Below are 19,417 nucleotides of genomic sequence, written 5' to 3' on the forward strand. Positions count from 1 at the left end.
CGTTCACGGCCCGCACCCCGCAGGGGTCAGCTCGTCGCCAGTTTCGCCGCGAAGCCGAGGAAGAGGACGCCCGCCATCGAGGTGGCTCCGGCCGAGAGGCGACGGCGGCGGGTGAAGGCCGCCGAGAGGCGGGTGCCGCCGAATATCAGGAGCGTGAGGTACAGGAAGCTGCCGACCTGCAGCAGTGATCCCAGCAGCAGGAACGACAGCCCCCGGTAGGGGTACGCGGGGTCCACGAACTGCACGAAGAAGGACATCAGGAACAGGATGGCCTTCGGGTTGAGCAGGCTGATCAACAGCGCCCGGCGGTACGGGCGCTCCGGACCGGACGGCGCGGCAGCCGCGGCGGCGACCGCCTCCGGCTCCGCCCCCCGCGCCCGCCACATCGCCCAGGCCCCCCGCAGCATCCCCACCGCCAGCCACGACAGGTAGCCGGCGCCCAGCACCTTCACCACCCCGAACACCACCGGGCTGGCCTGGAGCAGCGAGGCCGCCCCCACCGCCGCCAGCGTCATCAGCACGGCGTCCCCGGTCCACACCCCGGCGGCGGCCTTGTATCCGGTCCGTACGCCGCGTCGGGCGGCCACGGACAGCACGTACAACGAATTCGGGCCGGGCAGCAGGATGATCAGGACGAGGCCGGCGAGGTAGGTCGGAAGGTCTGTGACGCCATACATGTCCGGAGTGTCTCAGAACCAGGTGGCCGAAACATAGTGCCCGTACACGCCCCGTTGCCCGCCACGGAGAGGGGGCCCGGCCTGGTAGAACGGCTCCGCAGCGGCCTCCGGTCACAAAGGCGCAACATCCCGGGAGCGCCCGCAACTATCCGCGCCCGCGAGGCATCGTCTAGTTACACGTCATAGAAACCGGGGGACCTGCCATGCACCGCCTGAACCGCCAGAGAGTCGTCATCCGCACGCTCGGAGTGGCCACCGCGGTGGCTCTCGCCGCCACCGCCACCGCCTGCGGGCCGCAGAAGTCGGAGTCGAAGGGGCCGGCCGCCTCCAGCCCGGCCGCCTCGACCCCGGCCTCGCCGTCGGCCCAGGACAACAAGCCGGGCGACGCCTCGCCCTCGGCTTCCGCTTCGGCGTCCGGGTCCCCCTCGGCCTCCGCCTCCGCCTCCCAGGTCAAGTACCTGATGGCCGAGGGCACGGAGGACGACAACGTGCGCGAGCTCCAGGCGCGGCTCAAGCAGCTCGGCATGTTCGGCGCGACGCCCACGGGCTTCTACGGTTCCAAGACGATCGCGGCGGTCAAGGCCTTCCAGACGAAGCACCAGCTGACCGTGTCCGGCTCGGTGGACGACGCCACCTGGAAGAAGGTCCAGAGCGCCAGCAAGAAGCCCACCGCCGAGGAGATGTCGCCGACGACGAACCAGGTCGACGCGCCGGACGCGCGCTGTATGAAGGGCCGGGTGATGTGCATCAGCAAGGAGAGCCGCACCCTGGCCTGGATGATCGACGGCAAGGTCGTCTCCACGATGGACGTGCGCTTCGGCTCGGAGAACACCCCGACCCGCGAGGGCGAGTTCCAGGTGGGATGGAAGGCGAAGGACTGGGTCTCGACGATCTACCACACGCCGATGCCGTACTCGATGTTCTTCAGCGAGGGCCAGGCCGTGCACTACTCGTCGGACTTCGCGGCCCGGGGCTACGCGGGTGCCTCGCACGGCTGCGTGAACGTGCGCGACAAGGCGAAGCTGTCGGCGCTCTACGACCAGGTGAAGGTCGGCGACAAGGTCGTCGTCTACTGGTGACCGGGGCGGTCCGGTGACCGGGGAAGGTCACCGGGGCCGGTAGCCGGTGGCCGGGAGACGGAAGTAAGAGGCGCGGGCAGGGCCGGGGGAACGAACCCCGCCCGCGCCAGGTTGCGCAGAGCCCAGGGGTACGGGGGGAACCCCGGCTCATGCGCGGCCGATGACCAGTCGGCTCACTTGTTACTGCGCCGGTGGTTCGAAAAGTGTTACAGCCAGCTCAGAGCGGGTGCGCGGGGCGCCTTTCAGCGGCGCAGGCGCAGGCCCAGCGAGCCCGCCGCACCCGACGGGTCCCCGGTGCCCGGGCCCGGCCCGGGGCCCGGAACGGGCAGCGGGTCCGTCGGGCCGGTCCCCTTCGGCGGGGTGCCCGGGGTGCTCTTCAGCAGCTCGTCGCAGTAGCGCTGGACCTTCTGACGGCCCTTGGCCAGCAGGTTCAACCGGTTCTCGCGGTCGCCGCTGAGCCGCCCGGAGTTGAAGTCGCGGCACAGGTCGGCCGCCCCGCGCAGGGTGTCCTTGCCCTCCCCTGCGCCGCCGCCCTCGGTGATCCCGAAGTGCTCGCGGTTGTCCTTGCCCGCGCCGTTGCCCGTGGTGGCGCCCGTGCCGTCCGTACCGCCCGCTCCGCCGTTGTTCCCGCCGCTCGCGGCGGCGCCGGTGGCGCCCGGGGTGGCGCGGCCCTCCGGGCCCGGGGTGTGCGGGCCGCCCGGGGTGCTGCCGGCGTCCGACGGCCGCGACCACCGGGGCGCCGGGGCGCTCGGTGCGGCGGTGCCGCCGACCGGCTCCGGGGTGTCCTCGGCGCTGACTTCGGCCGTGGGCAGGGGGCCCGCGTTCAGGTGCAGGGCGCGGTCGAAGAGGCCGGCGCCCGCGCTGGCCGCGACGCCGCCGATGGCCACGCTGGCGACGGCGGCCGCGAGGCCGAGGCGCCACGCGCCGACCCGGCGCGGGGCACGGGCCGTCCCGCCCGCGACGCCGACCGCGGTCGGCGTCGGTACGGGAACGATGGCGACCAGCGGTTCCGCACCGACAGCACCGGCGGCGGCAGCACCGGCGGCGACGCCGACCGATCGGCCGGCCGCACGGTCCGGGTGCGCCGCGCGGAAGGCGGCCAGCGCGGCGGCCTCTCCGGGCAGTTCGGTCGTGGCGGCCGCGCGGGGAGCGAGGGAGTCCAGGGCGTCGCGCAGCCGGGCGGCGTCCGCGCGGATGCGGAAGTCACCGCTCGGGTCCACCGGTTCACCGCGCAGCAGTCTGTCCGCCGCGGCTTTGTCCAGCCACCTGGTGCGATCGTCGGCCATCACATGTCCTTCTGCGTCCGCCAACGTGAATGCGTCACACCGGTTCGCTCCGCGAGCCCCCCGAACCGGCCCCGCTGGGCGGGTACGGCGTCCAGATCCCGGCCGCCACCGGTGTCCCCGGCGGCTCCCGTTGCTCCACTGCCGCCTCCGTCACCGGTGCGGCCGGGCCGATTATCCCCGAGGCCCGCGGCGCGCCCGCCGCCCGCCCCGCCACCCGCTCCGTCGCCCGACCCGCCACCCGCCACGAGGTCGTTCTCGCTCACGATCAGCTCGGCGAGCCGCTTGAGCCCGCGGTGCGCCGCGGTCCGTACGGCGCCGGGTCGCTTGCCCAGGGTCTCGGCCGCGCTCTTGGCGTCGAGGCCGACGACCACGCGCAGCACGACGGCCTCCGCCTGGTCCTGCGGGAGCTGGGCGATCAGGGCCATGGTGCGGCCGGTGGAGAGGGCCTCCATGGCCTCGCCCGCGGTGTCGCAGTCGGCGGCGCGGCCGGTGAGTTCGCTCTCGTCGCCGCCGATGGCGGGGCGTCGGCCGCGCATCCGCATGTGGTCGAGGGCGCGGTTGCGCGCGATGCGCGCGGCCCAGCCGCGGAAGCGGTCGGCGTCGCCGGTGAAGGAGTCGAGGTCGCGGGAGATCTGCAGCCAGGCCTCGGAGGTCACGTCCTCGGCGTCGCCGTCCCCGACGAGCGTGCGGACATAGCCCAGCAGGCGCGGGTGCACCGCGCGGTACACAGTACGGAACGCGCTCTCGTCGCCGTCCTGTGCCGCGAGCACCGCGGCGGTCAGCTCCGCGTCGTCCCCCAGCAAAGTCCCCAACCCGTTCACTGTCCTGTACGTCTGGCGCAAATCAGCACGTTACGGCGTGTCGCGGCTCCCGTCCACGCGTTGTACAACCTGCAACCAACCGTGCGCGAAGCGAGGTGTGACACAAAACGCACTCGCGGCGCTGACAGGGGTACGGGCTTGTCGCACGAGCCCGTAACGGATGGCGGCCGGGGCCTCTCCTGTGGGGGGTGGCGGTCTCGGTCGCCTTCCCCTCCACAACCTCCGCAACCCACCCCATCTCCTCCTTTCGGCTCTCTTCCGGGTGAAATCCGCGGTTGGGTACGTCGCCCGGGCCTCCGCGTCGATAGCGTGGCGTGACACCCCACCAGCATCCCGAGGAGCCCCACGCTGTCCAGCCACCTTCCGGCGCAGGTCCGCGGCAGCGCGCTGGCTCGGTTCAACGCGGCGTCGGCCGAGTCCGCCCGGGAGGCCCTGCTGCGCTGCTGCGGCAGCGACCGCTGGGCGCACCGCGTGGCCGAGCACCGGCCGTACCCGGACCTGGACGCGCTGCTGGCCGCCGCGGACGAGGCGGCGTACGACCTGCGCCAGGCGGACCTGGCCCAGGCGCTCGCCCAGGAGTCCTCGGCGGAGCTGGCCCCCGACGCCCCGTACGCCGCGCACCTCGCGCTGGGCGCGGCGCACGCGGAGTACGAGCGGAAGTTCGGGCACGCCTTCGTGATCTGCCTCGACGGGCACCCGGCCGAGGAGCACGCGCACCAGGTGCTGGCCGCGATCCGGCGGCGGATGGCGCACGAGCTCGACGAGGAGCGGGCCACCTCGGCCGACGAGCTGCGCCGGGTCGCGTGTTCACGACTCGCCCACCTCGTGGGTTTTCTCCACATGTCGGGCGGGGCCGGTGCCGGAACCACCGACGACGCGTCTGAATTGGGGCGTTTCGCTCCTGTGGGATAGTCCGTCCGTGCCTGTTTGATCACACCGATGGCCCCCGCGCAAGGGAACCGACAAAGCGTCGCTACGATGTCCGGGGCCGGAGGACCGTACCCGGCCGGGCCCGACCGACAATGAAGCCGGCTGGCCCCCGCCCCGCTTCCGGAGGGTTTTCCGTGCCGGCTGGAACGTTGTACCGCGGCCGGGAAGGAATGTGGTCCTGGGTGGCTCATCGAGTCACCGGCGTCCTCATCTTCTTCTTCCTGTTCGTACACGTCCTCGACACCGCTCTCGTCCGCGTCTCCCCCGAGGCGTACGACGATGTCGTGGCTACCTACAAGACGCCGATCGTCGCGCTGATGGAGTACGGCCTCGTCGCCGCAATCCTCTTCCACGCGCTCAACGGTCTCCGTGTCATCGCCGTGGACTTCTGGTCCAAGGGCCCCCGCTACCAGAAGCAGATGCTCTGGTCCGTGGTGGGCGTTTGGGTCGTGCTGATGGCCGGGGCCGTGTACCCCGTCCTGCACCACGCCTACCTCGAACTGTTCGGGAAGTGACACGCATGTCTTCTGACACTTCTTCCGCCCAGGGCATCAGCGACGTGGAGGGCGTGAGCCTCTACGACGTCGACAACCCGGCGCCGTACATCGAGGCCCCGCGCAAGCGCACCAGCAAGACGCCCCGCGCGACCCGCGGCAACTTCGAGATGGTCGCGTGGCTCTTCATGCGCCTCTCGGGCATCGTCCTGGTCGTCCTGGTCATCGGCCACCTGCTCATCCAGCTCGTGCTGGACGGCGGCGTGTCCAAGATCGGCTTCGCCTTCGTGGCGGGCCGCTGGGCCTCGCCGTTCTGGCAGGGCTGGGACCTGTTGATGCTGTGGCTGGCGATGCTGCACGGCGCCAACGGTCTGCGTACCGTCATCAACGACTACGCGGAGCGCGCCAACACGCGGCTGTGGCTGAAGGGCCTGCTCTACACCGCCACGGTGTTCACCATCCTTCTGGGCACGCTGGTGATCTTCACCTTCGACCCGAACATCCGCGGCACGGGCTGAGGCGATTCCTGATGAAGATCCACAAGTACGACACCGTCATCGTCGGCGCCGGTGGCGCGGGCATGCGCGCGGCCATCGAGTCGACGAAGCGCAGCCGCACCGCCGTGCTCACGAAGCTGTACCCGACCCGCTCCCACACGGGCGCGGCGCAGGGCGGCATGGCCGCCGCGCTCGCCAACGTGGAGGACGACAACTGGGAGTGGCACACCTTCGACACGGTCAAGGGCGGTGACTACCTGGTCGACCAGGACGCCGCCGAGATCCTGGCGAAGGAGGCCATCGACGCCGTCCTCGACCTGGAGAAGATGGGCCTGCCGTTCAACCGCACCCCGGACGGCACCATCGACCAGCGCCGCTTCGGCGGCCACTCGCGCAACCACGGCGAGGCCCCGGTCCGCCGGTCCTGCTACGCCGCGGACCGCACCGGCCACATGATCCTCCAGACGCTGTACCAGAACTGCGTCAAGGAGGGCGTGGAGTTCTTCAACGAGTTCTACGTCCTGGACCAGCTCCTCGTGGAGGAGGACGGGGTCCAGAAGTCGGCCGGCGTCGTCGCGTACGAGCTGGCGACCGGCGAGATCCACGTCTTCCAGGCGAAGTCCGTCATCTACGCCTCCGGCGGCACGGGCAAGTTCTTCAAGGTGACCTCCAACGCGCACACCCTCACCGGTGACGGCCAGGCGGCCTGCTTCCGGCGCGGTCTGCCGCTGGAGGACATGGAGTTCTTCCAGTTCCACCCGACGGGCATCTGGCGCATGGGCATCCTGCTGACGGAGGGCGCCCGCGGTGAGGGCGGCATCCTCCGCAACAAGGACGGCGAGCGCTTCATGGAGAAGTACGCGCCGGTCATGAAGGACCTCGCGTCCCGTGACGTCGTCTCGCGCTCCATCTACACCGAGATCCGCGAGGGCCGCGGCTGCGGTCCGGCCGGCGACCACGTGTACCTGGACCTGACGCACCTCCCGCCGGAGCAGCTGGACGCCAAGCTGCCCGACATCACGGAGTTCGCGCGCACCTACCTCGGCATCGAGCCCTACACGGACCCGATCCCGATCCAGCCCACCGCGCACTACGCCATGGGCGGCATCCCGACCAACGTCGAGGGTGAGGTCCTGTCGGACAACACCACCGTCGTCCCGGGCCTGTACGCGGCCGGCGAGGTCGCCTGCGTCTCCGTGCACGGCGCCAACCGCCTGGGCACCAACTCGCTGCTGGACATCAACGTCTTCGGCAAGCGCTCCGGCATCGCGGCGGCCAAGTACTCGGCGGAGAACGACTACGTCGACCTGCCGGAGAACCCGGCGCAGCAGGTCATCGACCAGGTCGAGCGGCTGCGCAACTCCACGGGCAAGGAGCGGGTCGCCGACCTGCGCCTGGAGCTCCAGGAGACGATGGACGCCTGCGTGATGGTGTTCCGCACCGAGCAGACGATCAAGACCGCGGTCGAGAAGATCGCGGAGCTGCGCGAGCGGTACCTGCACGTGTCCGTCCAGGACAAGGGCAAGCGGTTCAACACGGACCTGCTGGAGGCCATCGAGCTGGGCAACCTGCTCGACCTGGCCGAGGTCATGGCCGTCTCGGCCCTGGCGCGCAAGGAATCCCGCGGCGGCCACTACCGCGAGGACTACCCGAACCGCGACGACGTCAACTTCATGCGCCACACCATGGCGTACCGCGAGGTCGTCGGTGACGGGGCGGACGCCAAGGACACGATCCGGCTGGACTACAAGCCCGTCGTCGTCACCCGCTACCAGCCGATGGAGCGTAAGTACTGATGGCCACCCCGACCATGTCCAAGACGGACGAGATGGAAGCGGCGGCCGCGGCCTCCCCGTTCATCACGGTCACCTTCCGGATCCGCCGGTTCAACCCGGAGATCTCGGAAGAGTCGACCTGGCAGGACTTCCAGGTCGAGATCGACCCGAAGGAGCGCGTGCTCGACGGTCTCCACAAGATCAAGTGGGACCTCGACGGCACGCTGACCTTCCGCCGGTCCTGCGCGCACGGCATCTGCGGCTCCGACGCGATGCGGATCAACGGCAAGAACAGGCTCGCCTGCAAGACGCTGATCAAGGACCTCAACCCGGAGAAGCCCATCACGGTCGAGGCCATCAAGGGCCTCACGGTGATGAAGGACCTCATCGTCGACATGGAGCCCTTCTTCCAGGCGTACCGGGACGTCATGCCGTTCCTGGTCACCAAGGGCAACGAGCCGACGCGCGAGCGCCTGCAGTCCGCCGAGGACCGCGAGCGCTTCGACGACACCACCAAGTGCATCCTGTGCGCCGCGTGCACGTCCTCGTGCCCGGTGTTCTGGAACGACGGCCAGTACTTCGGCCCGGCGGCGATCGTCAACGCGCACCGCTTCATCTTCGACTCGCGCGACGAGGCCGGAGAGCAGCGCCTGGAGATCCTGAACGACAAGGACGGCGTGTGGCGTTGCCGCACGACCTTCAACTGCACCGACGCGTGCCCCCGCGGCATCGAGGTCACGAAGGCCATCCAGGAAGTCAAGCGCGCCCTGATCACGCGCCGCTTCTGACCCCCGGGTCCGTCGTCACACGAAGGCCCCGCCCCCGGTGTCCGCACCGGGGGCGGGGCCTTCGGCGTACCGGTCACCGGTCGCCCGTAGAGGTGGAGATCCCCCGGATGAACCTTTCATCGCACCGGGGCGACGGGCGAACGGCGGTACGGTGCCTCCCATGCCGACCCCATCCCATGAGGCACCGTGCGACCCGGGTCTCGACGAGGTGATCTGGCAAGCCTGGAAGGCGATGGCCCTTCCGGAGGGCTACCGGGCCGAGATCCCCGATGAGGAAGGGCTGGGCGTGGACGCCACCAGGGTCCCGCTCGTCGCGGAGATCGTCTCCCCCGGCAAGGAGGCCCACCGCCGGGATCACATCCGCAAGCAGCGCTGGTACGCCCAGGCGGGCATCGAGGTGTACCTCGTCATCGACGACTTCGAGGACGGGGGCACGGTGACCGTCTTCAGTTCCCCCGACCCGGCCAAGGGCACGTACGGGTCGAAGACCCGGGTCGGCTACGGCACCCCCGTCACCGTCCCCGACGGGCCGGCCAAAGGTCTGACGATCACCGGGGAGCTCACCGCCCCGTAGGGCGGTGGTCGTGCAAGGCCGTGGGAGCCGTGCGGGGACTGTGGAAAGATCGGCCGTATGAGTGAGCAGCAGCCGAACCCGTACGCAGGCGATCCCGGGCAGGGCGGATCCGGCGAGCCCAAGTGGGAGCCCGGCAACCCGGGCTACGGATACCCCCAGCCCTATCCCGACGCCCCGCCCTACCAGCAGCCCACGCTCGGCGGTCAGGGCGTCCCGTACGCGGCCCCCGGCATGGCGTCCTTCGCCCTCGGGGACATCACCGTCGCCGGGGACCAGATCATCACCCCGAGCGGGACCATGCCGCTCAGGGGCGCGATGTGGAACGCCACGGACTTCTCGCGCACCGAGGAGAAGATCCCCACCTCGTCCATCGTGCTCGCGGTCGTCTTCGCCGTCTTCTGCCTGCTCGGCCTGCTCTTCCTCCTGATGAAGGAGAAGGTCACCAGCGGCTACATCCAGGTGACGGTGACCAGCGGCGGTCGCCACCACGCCACGATGATCCCGGCCGTCGACATGAACACCTTCCCCTGGGTGATGAACCAGCTCAACTACGCCCGCTCGCTCAGCATCTGAGGGCTCGCTACTTCCTGATCAGCAGCGTCGCCGCGAGGACCAGCGCGCTGCCGCCGTAGAAGACCCAGCCCACCACCGTGAGCAGTCTGTGGAAGAAGGAGACCGGGCCCCGGATGCGGGCGCCCCGTTCCGCGCCGCCGTACCAGAGGCAGCCGATCCCCACCGCCGCCGTCACCAGCGGCGGCCATTCGCCTCCCTGCACGATCGTCACGCACCGCCAGCCGATCAGGTAAGAGGCCGCGAAGCAGAGGAACTTGACCGCACCGCGCGACGGCTTCGGCATGCCGCGCAGGAAGCGCAGGGCGCCCCGTAGGCGGCCTTCCGGGGTCGGGGGCAGGTGCGGGACCGGCCGGTCCGCGAACAGGGCCGTGGCGGGCAGCGCGGGCAGCGCGCGGGGCGCAGTCGGCCGCGTGGGCGCCGGGGCCGGCGCCCCGGGAGCGGAGGTCCGTACGACCTCCGTCGGCGGGTCGGCGCGGGCCGCCGCCAGCACCGCGGCCCGCATGGTGGTCGCGTCCGGGAAGCGGCCCTGCGGCTGCTTCGCCAGCGCCGCGTCCAAGAGCCCTTGGACGGGCGCCGGTACCTCGATGCCGACCTCGGACAGCGTCGGCGGCGCGGTGTGGAGGTGCATGTAGCCGACGGCGTATCCCGACGCGGCCTCGAACGGGAGCCGGCCGGACAGCATCTGGAAGAGGACGACGCCCAGCGAGTAGAGGTCGGATCGGCCGTCCACGCCTCGCCTGCCCTCCACCTGCTCCGGGGACATGTAGGGCGGGGTGCCGATCGCCGTGCCGGTCCGGGTCAGGGCCGCGTCCGCGCTCTCCGCGGTCGCGGCGATGCCGAAGTCGGTGACCTTGGCCGTGCCGTCGCCGGTCAGCAGGACGTTGGCCGGCTTGATGTCCCGGTGCACCAGCGCCTGCGCGTGGGCCGCGGCCAAGGCCGCGAGCATCTGCGCGGCGAGGTCCAGGGCCTCGGCCACCGGGAGCGGGCCGCGCTCGCGCAGGTGGTCGCCGAGGCTGCGGCCGGGGACCAGCTCCATGACGATGAAGGGGACGGGCTCGCCCCCGCCGGGCCCGGGTTCCTCCCCGGTGTCGTGGACGGCCACGACGTTGGGGTGGTTGAGCGCGGCCATCGCCTGCGCCTCGCGCCGGAACCGGGCCGCCCAGCCGGGGTCGTGCGGCAGGTCCCCGCGCATCGCCTTGAGGGCCACGGTGCGCGCGAGCCGCTCGTCGCGGGCCCGATACACCTGGGCCATCCCGCCGCCGCCGATCAACCCCTCTATGCGGTAACGGCCCTGGGCCAAAGTCGTGCCCGTCGCCAACAGCTCCCCCATGGGCGGATCGTACGTCAGGCGCCCCGCACCCCGAAGCGCTTCCGTCGGCCCGCGGCCGGTCGAGGATTGCTCGCGCCATTCGCTTGAACGTGTTCAAAAACAGGTCTACAGTCAGACACATCAAGCAGTTGAACACGTTCAAGGAGCCGGGGCAATGGATCTCACCGTCCTCACCTATGTCATCTACCTGCTGGTCAGCGTCGGCCTCACCGTCTGGGTGGCCCGCACCCTCACCCGCAACGGCCGCATCTTCATCGCCGATGTCCTCCAGGGCAACGAAAAGCTCGCCGACGCGGTCAACCACCTACTGGTCGTCGGGTTCTACCTCGTGAACCTCGGCTTCGTGGCCCTCTACCTCCAGGCCGACGACGCCATCCTCGAAGCCCGCGGGATCTTCGAAGCCCTCTCGGTCAAGCTCGGCGTCGTCCTGCTCGTCCTCGGCGTCATGCACCTCGGCAACGTGTGGGTACTGAACAAGATCCGCCGCCGGGGCATCATGGAGCGCCAGCAGACCCCGCCGGTCGCGCCGCAGGGCTGGACCGCCCCGGCCGGAGCCTGACCGATGCTCACCGCCGGGGTGGCGAGTGCGCCCGTACAGAAGCTCGTCGTCCTCTACGACGCCCAGTGCCCGCTCTGCGTGCACATCAGGAACTGGCTGCTGAGCCAGCGTTGCCTGGTCCCCCTGGCACTGATCCCCGCCGGGTCGCAGTGGGCCCGGAACCGCTTCCCCCGACTCGACCACGCGGCGACGCGGCGCGAGATCACGGTGATCGGGGACCGCGGCCAGGTGTGGACCGGCACGGATGCCTTCATCGTGACGCTGTGGGCCCTCCTCGAACACCGGCCCAAGGCCAACTGGTTGGCCACGGCCACCGGACGGCCCTTCGCCCGGGCCACGATGCTCGCGGCGGCCGCCTGGCGCGGAGCCGTCCGTTCCTCGCAGGATCCTGCCGCCGAGGTGGTCTGTGACGACCAATGCGCCGTACCCCGATAAGGTCGGACACCGTGACTGATCAGAAGGCTCCCAAGAGCGAACACACCCGCACGCTGATCCTCGAAACCGCCCTGAAGCTGTTCCAGGAACGCGGTTACGACAAGACGACCATGCGGGGCATCGCCAAGGAGGCCGGAGTCTCGGTGGGCAACGCCTACTACTACTTCGAGTCCAAGGAACACCTGGTCCAGGGGTTCTACGACCGGATCGGCAGCTCCCACCAGGCTGCCGTCCGGCCGATCCTGGAGAACGAGAGCGACCTGCAGAAGCGGCTCGCCGGAGTCTTCCTGAGCTGGCTGGACATCGCGGAGCCCTTCCACGAGTTCGCCGCGCAGTTCTTCAAGAACGCGGCGGACCCCGAGAGCCCGCTCAGCCCGTTCTCGGCCGAGTCCGAGCCCGCGCGGCGCCAGGCGATCGAGATGCACAAGGAAGTCCTGGCCGGGGCGAAGACCAAGGTGCCCGAGGAACTGGCCGACGTACTGCCGGAGCTGATGTGGCTCTCGCAGATGGGGCTGGTCCTCTACTGGGTCTTCGACCGGTCGGAGAACAGCGAGAAGACCCGTCGGCTGGCGGAGCGCGGCGCGCAGCTGACCACGCGCGGGATCATCCTGGCCCGCTTCCGGGTGCTGCGGCCGCTGGTGCGCGAACTGCACGAGCTCTTCGCGGACTTCCTGCCCGGCATGGCCCAGGCCGCCGCCTCCACGAAGAAGGCGTCCCGCTTCACCAAGCCGGGCAAGGCCGACAAGGCGGATAAGGCAGAGAAGGCCGAGAAAGCGGAGAAGGCCGACAGGGCGGGAACGCGGGAGGCGTCGGACGACTGAGTCGTCCGACGCCTCCCGCCGCGATCCGTTCCGTTCCGTTCCTACCGACGGGGCCCTGCGGCCCGGCGGCCGCCCGGCCTCACAGCCAGTTCAGCTCCCACAGGCGCCACACGCCCGTGCCGTCGGAGAGGTACTGCGCCCCGGTGACGGCCTCGCGGGAGAGGACGTAGTCCTTCTTCTGCCAGATCGGCAGCATCGGGATCTGCTGGGAGACGACCCGCTGGAGCTCGCGGAAGTCGTTCGCCGCCTCGCTGCGGTTCGAGAAGGACTGGGTACGGGTGATCAGGTCGCCCACCGTCTTGTCGGCGAAGCCGTTGTTCATGCTGGAGTCGGCGCCGACGAGCGGGGCGGTGAAGTTGTCCGCGTCCGGGAAGTCGGGGATCCAACCGATCGTGTAGGCGTCGAACTTGCCCGCCGCGTAGTCCCGCTGGAAGTCCTCCCACACCGGCACGGCCTCGGTCTGCACCTGGAAGAGGCCCGAGGACTCCAACTGCTTCTTGATCTCGGCCGCCTCGGCGACGTTCACGCCGCGCACGTTGAAGCCGAGCTTGAAGCTGACGGGGGTCGGGATGTCGGCGTCCTTGAGGATCTTCTTCGCGGTCGCGGCGTTCGGCGACGGGTAGGTGTCGAAGAAGGGCGTGCTGTGTCCCGCGATGCCGGCCGGGACGGTGGAGTAGAGCGGGGTGACCGTCCCCTTGTACGTGTCACCCGCGATCTTCGACCGGTCGAGCAGGGCGGCGATCGCCTGGCGGACCGGCTGCTTCGCCGTCGCCGCGCCCGGGCGGACGTTGAAGACCATGCTGCGGGTCTCGGTGCCGCCGGACTCCTGGTAGCGGGTGTCCTTCAGGCTCGGGTTCAGAGCCGCCAGGACCTCCGGGGGCATGTCGCGGTGGGCGACCTGGATCCCCTTGTCCTTCCAGGCCGCGTTCAGCGAGTCGGAGTCCTTGAAGTACTTGACCGTGACCGGCGCCTTGGCCGGCTTGACCGCGCCCTTGTAGGCCGGGTTCGGCTTCAGCTCGGCGCTCGCGCCGTCCTTGTAGGCGCCCAGGACGTACGGCCCGGAGCCGTCCACCTTGTCGTCCTCGCGCAGCCCCTTCGCCGGGTACTTGTCCTTGTCGACGATCGCGGCGGCGCCCGTCGCGATCTTGAAGGGGAAGGTGGCGTCGCGGGCGGAGAGGTTGAAGGTGACCGTCCGCCCCTCGGCCTTGACCGACTCCAGCGTGTTGAACAGCGGCGCCGGGCCCTGCTTGGAGTTGATCGCCTTGATCCGGTCGATGGAGAACTTGACGTCCTCGGCCGTGATCGTGCGCCCGTTGGCGAACTTCACGTCGGTGCGCAGCTCGCACTGGTACGTGGTGAGCTTCGCCCCGATGAACTTGCACGACGTGGCCGCGTCCGGGACCGGTACGTCCGATCCGGGCTTGATGGTCAGCAGCGACTGGTAGACGTTGCTGTACAGGGCCCAGGAACCGGCGTCGTACGCCCCCGCCGGGTCCAGTGAGGAGACCGAGTCGGTCGTACCCACCGTGATCGCGCCATGCCCGGCGGCGTCGTCGGGCAGCAGCACCCAGGCCCCGGCCCCCACTGTGCCCAGGACCAGCCCGGCCGCGATGATCTTAGAGCGGACAGACCGCAGCATCCCAGAACTCCTCATAGCCCACCCCGCGCCGAGCCGCTCGTCCGCTGCTGGCGCATATTTATCCGATTACCGGTCACCCAATCACGGAAAATTCGGAGGTGGAAGGGCGTTTCGGTGCCGGGTCCGAGGAATTATGTCTGGTATGAGGCGAGTTGCACGACGGTGATGTCAGAGGGTGCCCCCACCCTTACGGGGGGTCCCCACGCACCGGCTCCCCGGGACACGTAAAGCTGCGTGTCCCCGTATCGTTCCAGACCCGCGACGGTCGGGTTGGCGAGTTCCGCAAGGTAGTTTCCCGGCCACAGCTGACCGCCGTGGGTGTGCCCCGAAAGTTGCAGGTCCACCCCGTGGCGGACCGCGTCGTGGATCACGATCGGCTGGTGGGCGAGGAGCACGGCCGTGCGGTGGTCACGGTCGCGGCCGCCCAGGGCGCGGTCGAAGTCCGGGCCGTGCCCCTCGCTCTCGCCGGCGACGTCGTTGACGCCCGCGAGGTCGAAGTACGGCAACTCCTGGCGGGCGTTCTCCAGCGGGTGCAGCCCCAGCTCGCGGACGTGGTCCACCCACTGCTGGGCCCCGGAGAAGTACTCGTGGTTGCCGGTCACGAAGAAGCTGCCGTGCCGGGAGCGCAGCCGGGCCAGCGGCTCGGCGGCCGACCCGAGGTCGTGGACCGAGCCGTCCACGAGGTCGCCGACGATCGCGATCAGGTCGGGCTGGGTGGCGTTGACGGCATCGACGATGCGGGTGGTGTGGGCGCGGCCGAGGATCGGGCCGAGGTGTACGTCGCTCACCACGGCGATGCGGAAGCCGTGGGCGGCGCGGGGGAGTTTGGCGAGGGGGACGGTGACGCGCTTGACCTTGGGGCCGCGCAGGACGCCGTACGTGCCGTAGCCGACGGTGGTCGTCGCGGCGGCCGCCGCCGCGCCGGCCAGCACCCGCGCCACGAACACCCGGCGGGTGCTCCCGGGCCGCGCCCCGACCCCGCCGGGCCCGACCCCGCCGGAGGCCGCCTCGCCGGAGCCGGAGCCGGGATCGGCGGGGCCGGCCTGTGGGGAGCCCTGCGGCGCCGGGTGGGCCGACGCAGCCTCCGGCGGCGCCTCAAACGCCGGCGAGGCTGAACGTGCCCGCCCGGAGCCACCATCGCCAACAGCGCCGCCACCCATAGCCGCGCCACCCTCAGCGCCACCGCTCCCAGCCCCGCCGGCGTTTGAGGCGCCGCCGGAGGCACAGCGGACCCCAGCGTCCGCACCCCCCTCAGCCCCGCCCCCCTCAGCCCCGCCGGCGTTTGAGGCGCGGAGGGACCCGGCGGGCGCGCCACTTCTAGCCCCGCCGGCGTTTGAGGCGCCGCCGGAGGCAGGGAGGGGCCCGCCAGGGGCGTCGGTCACGGCCCCGGCGGGGGCGCCGCCCTCGACCCCGGCGACCTCGCCGGAGGCGGCCCGGCGCAGGAGGAGCAGCCGCAGCGGCTCCGCCACCAGCAGGGCCAGCACCAGGTACAGCAGCAGCGCCAGCCACATGAACCCCGGCCACGCCACCCCCCGCTGGACCCAGAACGGCGCCCCCGCCCGCCCCGCGACCAGCGCCGCCACCGACAGCAGCGGCAGCCCGACCACACACCCCGTCAGCACCCGGCGCGCCCACCCGCCCGGCGCGGTCGTGTCACGCACCAGCCGGACCCACACCCACCGGTGCACCAGCACCAACAGGGCCAGCACCGCCAGCGCCACCAGCGCGAAGACCAGGACGGTCACTGCGCATCACGTGATCCACGCCGCAGCGCCCGCACCCCACGCAACCCGATGATCCCCACGCCCGTCCCCAGGAGAAAGGACGCGATGGCGAGCGTCAGGTGCACCCAGAAGTACGCGGTCGGCTCACCGGCGTCGTCGAAGGCCAGCCCACTGCCGTCCTTCCACAGGTTCGAAACGAAGGTCGTCCAGATGAACCAGGACCACGCCCCGAAGGCGAGCAGGAACCAGGATGCGGCGCGGCTGAGTCTCATGGGCCCAGTATCGGTTCCGTCCCCAGGACGGACGCGTCGGGGTGGGCTGTCCCGGCGGTGGTTGCGGCGGGTTGGCCGGACCGGACCGGCTGACGCGGCGAGGGGATGTACGTTCTCGTGCGTGTCTGCCAAAAAGACCGCGCTGACGGTCCTCTCCACCGCGCTGCTGCTGCCCGCCCTGGTCGCGGCCCCCGCGTACGCCGTCACTCCCCCGCCCACGCCCACCCCCGTGCCGTCCTCGGACGACAAGGGCGGCAAGCCCCCCGTGAAGGCGCCCGCGCCGCCCCCCAAGATGTCCGGGATCGGCGGCAGCCTGCTGGGTCAGCCGGGACCGCAGGTCAACCTGATGCCGGGCGCCCCCGCGCTGCCGACGAACCTGACGGGGCGTTCCTGGATCGTGGCGGACGCGGAGACCGGCGAGGTGCTGGCGGCGCAGAACGCGCACTGGCGGCTGCCCCCGGCCTCCACGCTGAAGATGCTCTTCGCGGACACCGTGCTGCCCACGCTCCCCAAGGACCAGGTGCACAAGGTCAGTCAGCAGGAGCTGTCCGGGATGGGCGCGGGCAGCAGTCTGGTCGGGGTCAAGGAGGACCAGGAATACACCGTGCACGACCTGTGGCTCGGGGTGTTCCTGCGCTCCGGCAACGACGCCGTGCACGTGCTGTCGGCCATGAACGGCGGCGTGGAGAAGACCGTCAAGGACATGCAGGCGCACGCCGAGGAGCTGCAGGCGCTCGACACGCACGTCATCTCGCCCGACGGCTACGACGCCCCGGACCAGGTGTCCAGCGCGTACGACCTGACCCTCATCGCCCGCTCCGGGCTGCAGAAGAAGGACTTCCGGGAGTACGCGGCCACGGCCAGCGCGAAGTTCCCGGGCGAGGCGCGGCCCGGCCAGCCGCGCGACTCCTTCGAGATCCAGAACACCAACCGGCTGATGACGGGCGCGGGGGGCATCAGCCCGTACAAGGGCATCGCGGGGGTGAAGAACGGCAACACCACCATGGCCGGGTCCACCTTCACCGGGGTCGCGCAGCGCGGTGACAAGAAGCTCGTGGTGACCGTGATGAATCCGAGCGCGGGCGGCGTCAACTCGGTCTACGAGGAGACCGCGACGCTCTTCGACTGGGGTTTCGCGGCGGTCGGGAAGGTGAAGCCGGTCGGCGAGCTGGTGCCGCCGAAGAGCGCCGACACCTCCTCGCACGGCTCCCCCGCCCAGTCGCACGAGAACAACACCTCGGCCGCGGCGGGCGAGGAGGGCGGCGGCGGGCTCGGCACGGCGCTCGGCATCGCGGGCGCCGTGGTGGCGGTGCTGGCCGGCGGGGCGTTCGTGGTCAACCGGCGGTGGCCGCGGGGCCGCCAGGCGCGCGGCGGGGACCCGAGCTGACGTCCTCCGCGCCGTCGCTCTCGGCGTCGGCGTGCTGCGCGCCGTCGGCGTCGGCGTCACCATCGGCGTCGTCGCGGGTCGCCGTCCAGGCGGCGCAGAAGAGCAGCAGCTTCGCGGTGAAGTTGATCCAGAGCAGCAGGGCGATGGGGACGCCGAAGGCCCCGTACATGCTCTTGGCCGCGACCTCCCGCATGTAGCCGCTGAGCAGCAGCTTCAGCAGTTCGAAGCCCGCCGCGCCGATCAGGGCCGCCTCGATCAGGCGCCGGCGCGGCGGCTGGACCCCCGGCAGCAGGGTCAGGACGTACAGCAGGAGCAGGAAGGCGGCCAGCACCCCCACGGCGAAGGCCGCGGTGCGCAGGACCGCGCCGCCGCCGCCGTGGTCGGGGATGCCCAGCCACTTCCCGAAGCGGCCGACCGCGCTGGAGCCGACGATCGAGGCAGCGGCCGAGCCGAGGGCCGCACCGCCGAGGCCGATCAGGACGAGGGCGTCCTTGCCCTTGCGGACGAAGGGGTTCCCGTCGTCCTCGTCGTCCTTGTCCCAGACCGCGCGCAGGCAGCCGCGCATGGAGCCCACCCACCCGATGCCGGTGAAGAGCAGGATCCCCGCGGCGACGAGGCCGACCGTACCGGCGTTGTCGACCAGGCCCTCGATGTTGAGCTGGTCGGAGATCCCGGGGACCTGCTTGCTCAGGTTGGCCTCCAGCCGGTCGAGCTGGTCGGCGGTGAGCAGCGTCGCTCCGACGGCGGCGGCCACCGTGATCAGCGGGAAGAGCGCGAGGAAGCTGATGAAGGTGATGGCGGCGGCGAGCCGACTCCAGCGCACCCGGTCCAGGCGCTCGTACGAACGCCACGCGTGGGTCCGCATGAGGCGACTCACCAGGGGCCCGATCAAAGGGAGTTTCGTCAGCCAGTCCATGGGGTCACCGTAATTCAGCCTCCCGAAATAGCCGGGATTGTGGCTTTTGGGCGCTACGGTCGTCGATTGTGACTTTCCGCCTGACGGCTCGCCCGTTCCACGACCTGCTCCTGCGCAAGCTCCGCTTCCACACGATGGTGGGCCTGCGGCCGCTGCGTCCGGTCGGCCGGCCCCAGGGGCAGGAGCAGGGCCGGGAGCAGGGCCTGGAGCGGGGTCAGGCGCGGTGCGCGGTCGGCTCGTCGACCGGTGACCCGGCCTGCGCCGGAACGCCCGTCGGACCGGTCCCGAACGGGTACTCGCGCAGCTTGCGCCAGACCCCGTCGGAGCCCTGCTCGTAGAGCGCGAAGCCCGTGCAGGTCCAGTCCGCGTCGTAGTCGGCGAGGGACTCGAAGGCCAGGTCCATCGCCTCCTCGGAGATCCCGTGGGCGACCGTGACGTGCGGGTGGTACGGGAAGGCCAGCTCCCGGCTGACCGGACCCCCGGGGTCGCGGACCTGGCCCTGGAGCCGGGTGCAGCCCGTGGCGCCCTCGACGACCTTGACGAAGACCACGGGCGAGAGCGGCCGGAAGGTACCGGTGCCCGAGAGCCGCATCACGAAGGGACGGAAGGCCGCCGCGACCTCGGCCAGGTGGGCCCGGATCGCGGGCAGCCGGTCGGCGTCCACCTCGGTCGGCGGCACGAGGGTGACGTGCGTGGGGATGCCGTGCGCGGCGGCGTCCCCGAAGCCGGCGCGCCGCTGCTGGAGCTGGCTGCCGTACGGCTCCGGGACCGCGATCGAAACGCCGAGCGTTACGGTCCCCACGTATGTCTCCTCGGTGATCTGATCCGTGATCCGCATGC

At 71.0% G+C, this 19,417-nt stretch carries 21 protein-coding genes; 12 read left to right on the forward strand and 9 right to left on the reverse strand.

Going from position 1 to position 19,417, the window contains the following annotated elements; all coding sequences use genetic code 11:
- Positions 1 to 26 precede the first annotated feature (26 nt).
- On the reverse strand, positions 27 to 677 hold the full coding sequence (gene leuE, locus ACIQWR_RS22370; RefSeq protein ID WP_404012231.1) for a leucine efflux protein LeuE: 651 nt from the start codon (positions 675 to 677) through the stop codon (positions 27 to 29).
- Between the two features lie 203 nt (positions 678 to 880).
- On the opposite strand from leuE, the gene ACIQWR_RS22375 reads away from it, so the two are divergent.
- Positions 881 to 1,756, forward strand: coding sequence for a peptidoglycan-binding protein (locus tag ACIQWR_RS22375; protein WP_404012233.1), 876 nt, complete (start codon positions 881 to 883; stop codon positions 1,754 to 1,756).
- Between the two features lie 242 nt (positions 1,757 to 1,998).
- On the opposite strand, the gene ACIQWR_RS22380 is transcribed toward ACIQWR_RS22375, so the two are convergent.
- Together ACIQWR_RS22380 and ACIQWR_RS22385 are read right to left on the reverse strand one after the other, a co-directional pair.
- Positions 1,999 to 3,042 carry a hypothetical protein gene (locus ACIQWR_RS22380; RefSeq protein ID WP_404012235.1) on the reverse strand — a complete coding sequence of 348 codons (1,044 nt, stop codon included), beginning with the start codon at positions 3,040 to 3,042 and terminating at the stop codon, positions 1,999 to 2,001.
- Positions 3,042 to 3,845 (reverse strand): RNA polymerase sigma factor, encoded by an 804-nt coding sequence (locus tag ACIQWR_RS22385; RefSeq protein ID WP_404012615.1) that lies wholly within the window; start codon positions 3,843 to 3,845, stop codon positions 3,042 to 3,044. The genes ACIQWR_RS22380 and ACIQWR_RS22385 overlap by 1 nt, the downstream gene beginning before the upstream one ends.
- A 366-nt stretch (positions 3,846 to 4,211) precedes the next feature.
- Between ACIQWR_RS22385 and ACIQWR_RS22390 the strand changes: the two genes are divergently transcribed.
- The 7 genes from ACIQWR_RS22390 to ACIQWR_RS22420 all read left to right on the forward strand — a co-directional run bounded on the left by ACIQWR_RS22390 (position 4,212) and on the right by ACIQWR_RS22420 (position 9,494).
- A complete protein-coding gene (locus ACIQWR_RS22390; protein WP_404012618.1) occupies positions 4,212 to 4,775 on the forward strand; it encodes a 2-oxo-4-hydroxy-4-carboxy-5-ureidoimidazoline decarboxylase in 564 nt (187 codons plus the stop codon).
- A gap of 152 nt (positions 4,776 to 4,927) precedes the next feature.
- A complete protein-coding gene (gene sdhC, locus ACIQWR_RS22395; protein ID WP_330332151.1) occupies positions 4,928 to 5,308 on the forward strand; it encodes a succinate dehydrogenase, cytochrome b556 subunit in 381 nt (126 codons plus the stop codon).
- Positions 5,309 to 5,313: 5 nt separating this feature from the next.
- On the forward strand, positions 5,314 to 5,805 hold the full coding sequence (locus tag ACIQWR_RS22400; RefSeq protein ID WP_399259559.1) for a succinate dehydrogenase hydrophobic membrane anchor subunit: 492 nt from the start codon (positions 5,314 to 5,316) through the stop codon (positions 5,803 to 5,805).
- 11 nt (positions 5,806 to 5,816) lie between these two features.
- Positions 5,817 to 7,580: a succinate dehydrogenase flavoprotein subunit gene (sdhA, locus tag ACIQWR_RS22405; RefSeq protein ID WP_404012238.1), complete on the forward strand. Its 1,764-nt coding sequence runs from the start codon at positions 5,817 to 5,819 to the stop codon at positions 7,578 to 7,580.
- Complete coding sequence (locus tag ACIQWR_RS22410) at positions 7,580 to 8,347, forward strand: succinate dehydrogenase iron-sulfur subunit (RefSeq protein WP_404012241.1); 768 nt, start codon at positions 7,580 to 7,582, stop codon at positions 8,345 to 8,347. Before sdhA ends, ACIQWR_RS22410 begins: the two co-directional genes overlap by 1 nt.
- 160 nt (positions 8,348 to 8,507) lie before the next feature.
- A complete protein-coding gene (locus tag ACIQWR_RS22415) occupies positions 8,508 to 8,921 on the forward strand; it encodes a Uma2 family endonuclease (protein ID WP_404012243.1) in 414 nt (137 codons plus the stop codon).
- 57 nt (positions 8,922 to 8,978) lie between these two features.
- The gene (locus ACIQWR_RS22420) at positions 8,979 to 9,494 is read left to right on the forward strand and encodes a hypothetical protein (RefSeq protein WP_404012246.1); all 516 of its coding nucleotides are present in this window, start codon (positions 8,979 to 8,981) and stop codon (positions 9,492 to 9,494) included.
- A gap of 7 nt (positions 9,495 to 9,501) precedes the next feature.
- On the opposite strand, the gene ACIQWR_RS22425 is transcribed toward ACIQWR_RS22420, so the two are convergent.
- Positions 9,502 to 10,824, reverse strand: coding sequence for a serine/threonine-protein kinase (locus ACIQWR_RS22425; protein WP_404012249.1), 1,323 nt, complete (start codon positions 10,822 to 10,824; stop codon positions 9,502 to 9,504).
- Between the two features lie 154 nt (positions 10,825 to 10,978).
- On the opposite strand from ACIQWR_RS22425, the gene ACIQWR_RS22430 reads away from it, so the two are divergent.
- Genes ACIQWR_RS22430 through ACIQWR_RS22440 form a run of 3 tightly spaced genes read left to right on the forward strand, consistent with a single transcriptional unit; the run spans position 10,979 to position 12,639 of the window.
- The gene (locus ACIQWR_RS22430; RefSeq protein ID WP_404012251.1) at positions 10,979 to 11,383 is read left to right on the forward strand and encodes a hypothetical protein; all 405 of its coding nucleotides are present in this window, start codon (positions 10,979 to 10,981) and stop codon (positions 11,381 to 11,383) included.
- Positions 11,384 to 11,386: 3 nt separating this feature from the next.
- A complete protein-coding gene (locus tag ACIQWR_RS22435; RefSeq protein ID WP_404012254.1) occupies positions 11,387 to 11,818 on the forward strand; it encodes a thiol-disulfide oxidoreductase DCC family protein in 432 nt (143 codons plus the stop codon).
- Complete coding sequence (locus tag ACIQWR_RS22440) at positions 11,800 to 12,639, forward strand: TetR family transcriptional regulator (protein WP_404012256.1); 840 nt, start codon at positions 11,800 to 11,802, stop codon at positions 12,637 to 12,639. Before ACIQWR_RS22435 ends, ACIQWR_RS22440 begins: the two co-directional genes overlap by 19 nt.
- Positions 12,640 to 12,718: 79 nt before the next feature.
- On the opposite strand, the gene ACIQWR_RS22445 is transcribed toward ACIQWR_RS22440, so the two are convergent.
- From ACIQWR_RS22445 to ACIQWR_RS22455, 3 genes are all read right to left on the reverse strand, one after another.
- On the reverse strand, positions 12,719 to 14,275 hold the full coding sequence (locus ACIQWR_RS22445; protein WP_404012621.1) for an ABC transporter substrate-binding protein: 1,557 nt from the start codon (positions 14,273 to 14,275) through the stop codon (positions 12,719 to 12,721).
- Positions 14,276 to 14,409: 134 nt separating this feature from the next.
- Positions 14,410 to 16,023 carry a metallophosphoesterase gene (locus ACIQWR_RS22450; protein ID WP_404012259.1) on the reverse strand — a complete coding sequence of 538 codons (1,614 nt, stop codon included), beginning with the start codon at positions 16,021 to 16,023 and terminating at the stop codon, positions 14,410 to 14,412.
- Positions 16,020 to 16,274, reverse strand: coding sequence for an SCO4848 family membrane protein (locus ACIQWR_RS22455; protein ID WP_404012262.1), 255 nt, complete (start codon positions 16,272 to 16,274; stop codon positions 16,020 to 16,022). Before ACIQWR_RS22455 ends, ACIQWR_RS22450 begins: the two co-directional genes overlap by 4 nt.
- Before the next feature lie 121 nt (positions 16,275 to 16,395).
- Between ACIQWR_RS22455 and ACIQWR_RS22460 the strand changes: the two genes are divergently transcribed.
- A complete protein-coding gene (locus ACIQWR_RS22460; protein WP_404012264.1) occupies positions 16,396 to 17,661 on the forward strand; it encodes a D-alanyl-D-alanine carboxypeptidase family protein in 1,266 nt (421 codons plus the stop codon).
- Here the strand turns inward: ACIQWR_RS22460 and ACIQWR_RS22465 are convergent.
- Together ACIQWR_RS22465 and ACIQWR_RS22470 are read right to left on the reverse strand one after the other, a co-directional pair.
- The gene (locus tag ACIQWR_RS22465) at positions 17,609 to 18,577 is read right to left on the reverse strand and encodes a YihY/virulence factor BrkB family protein (RefSeq protein WP_404012267.1); all 969 of its coding nucleotides are present in this window, start codon (positions 18,575 to 18,577) and stop codon (positions 17,609 to 17,611) included. The two genes, ACIQWR_RS22460 and ACIQWR_RS22465, sit on opposite strands and share 53 nt — an antisense overlap.
- Positions 18,578 to 18,791: 214 nt before the next feature.
- The gene (locus ACIQWR_RS22470) at positions 18,792 to 19,379 is read right to left on the reverse strand and encodes a 2'-5' RNA ligase family protein (protein WP_404012268.1); all 588 of its coding nucleotides are present in this window, start codon (positions 19,377 to 19,379) and stop codon (positions 18,792 to 18,794) included.
- Positions 19,380 to 19,417: the final 38 nt, after the last annotated feature.

It is taken from the genome of Streptomyces sp. NPDC098789, from assembly GCF_044759975.1.
Classification (GTDB): domain Bacteria; phylum Actinomycetota; class Actinomycetes; order Streptomycetales; family Streptomycetaceae; genus Streptomyces.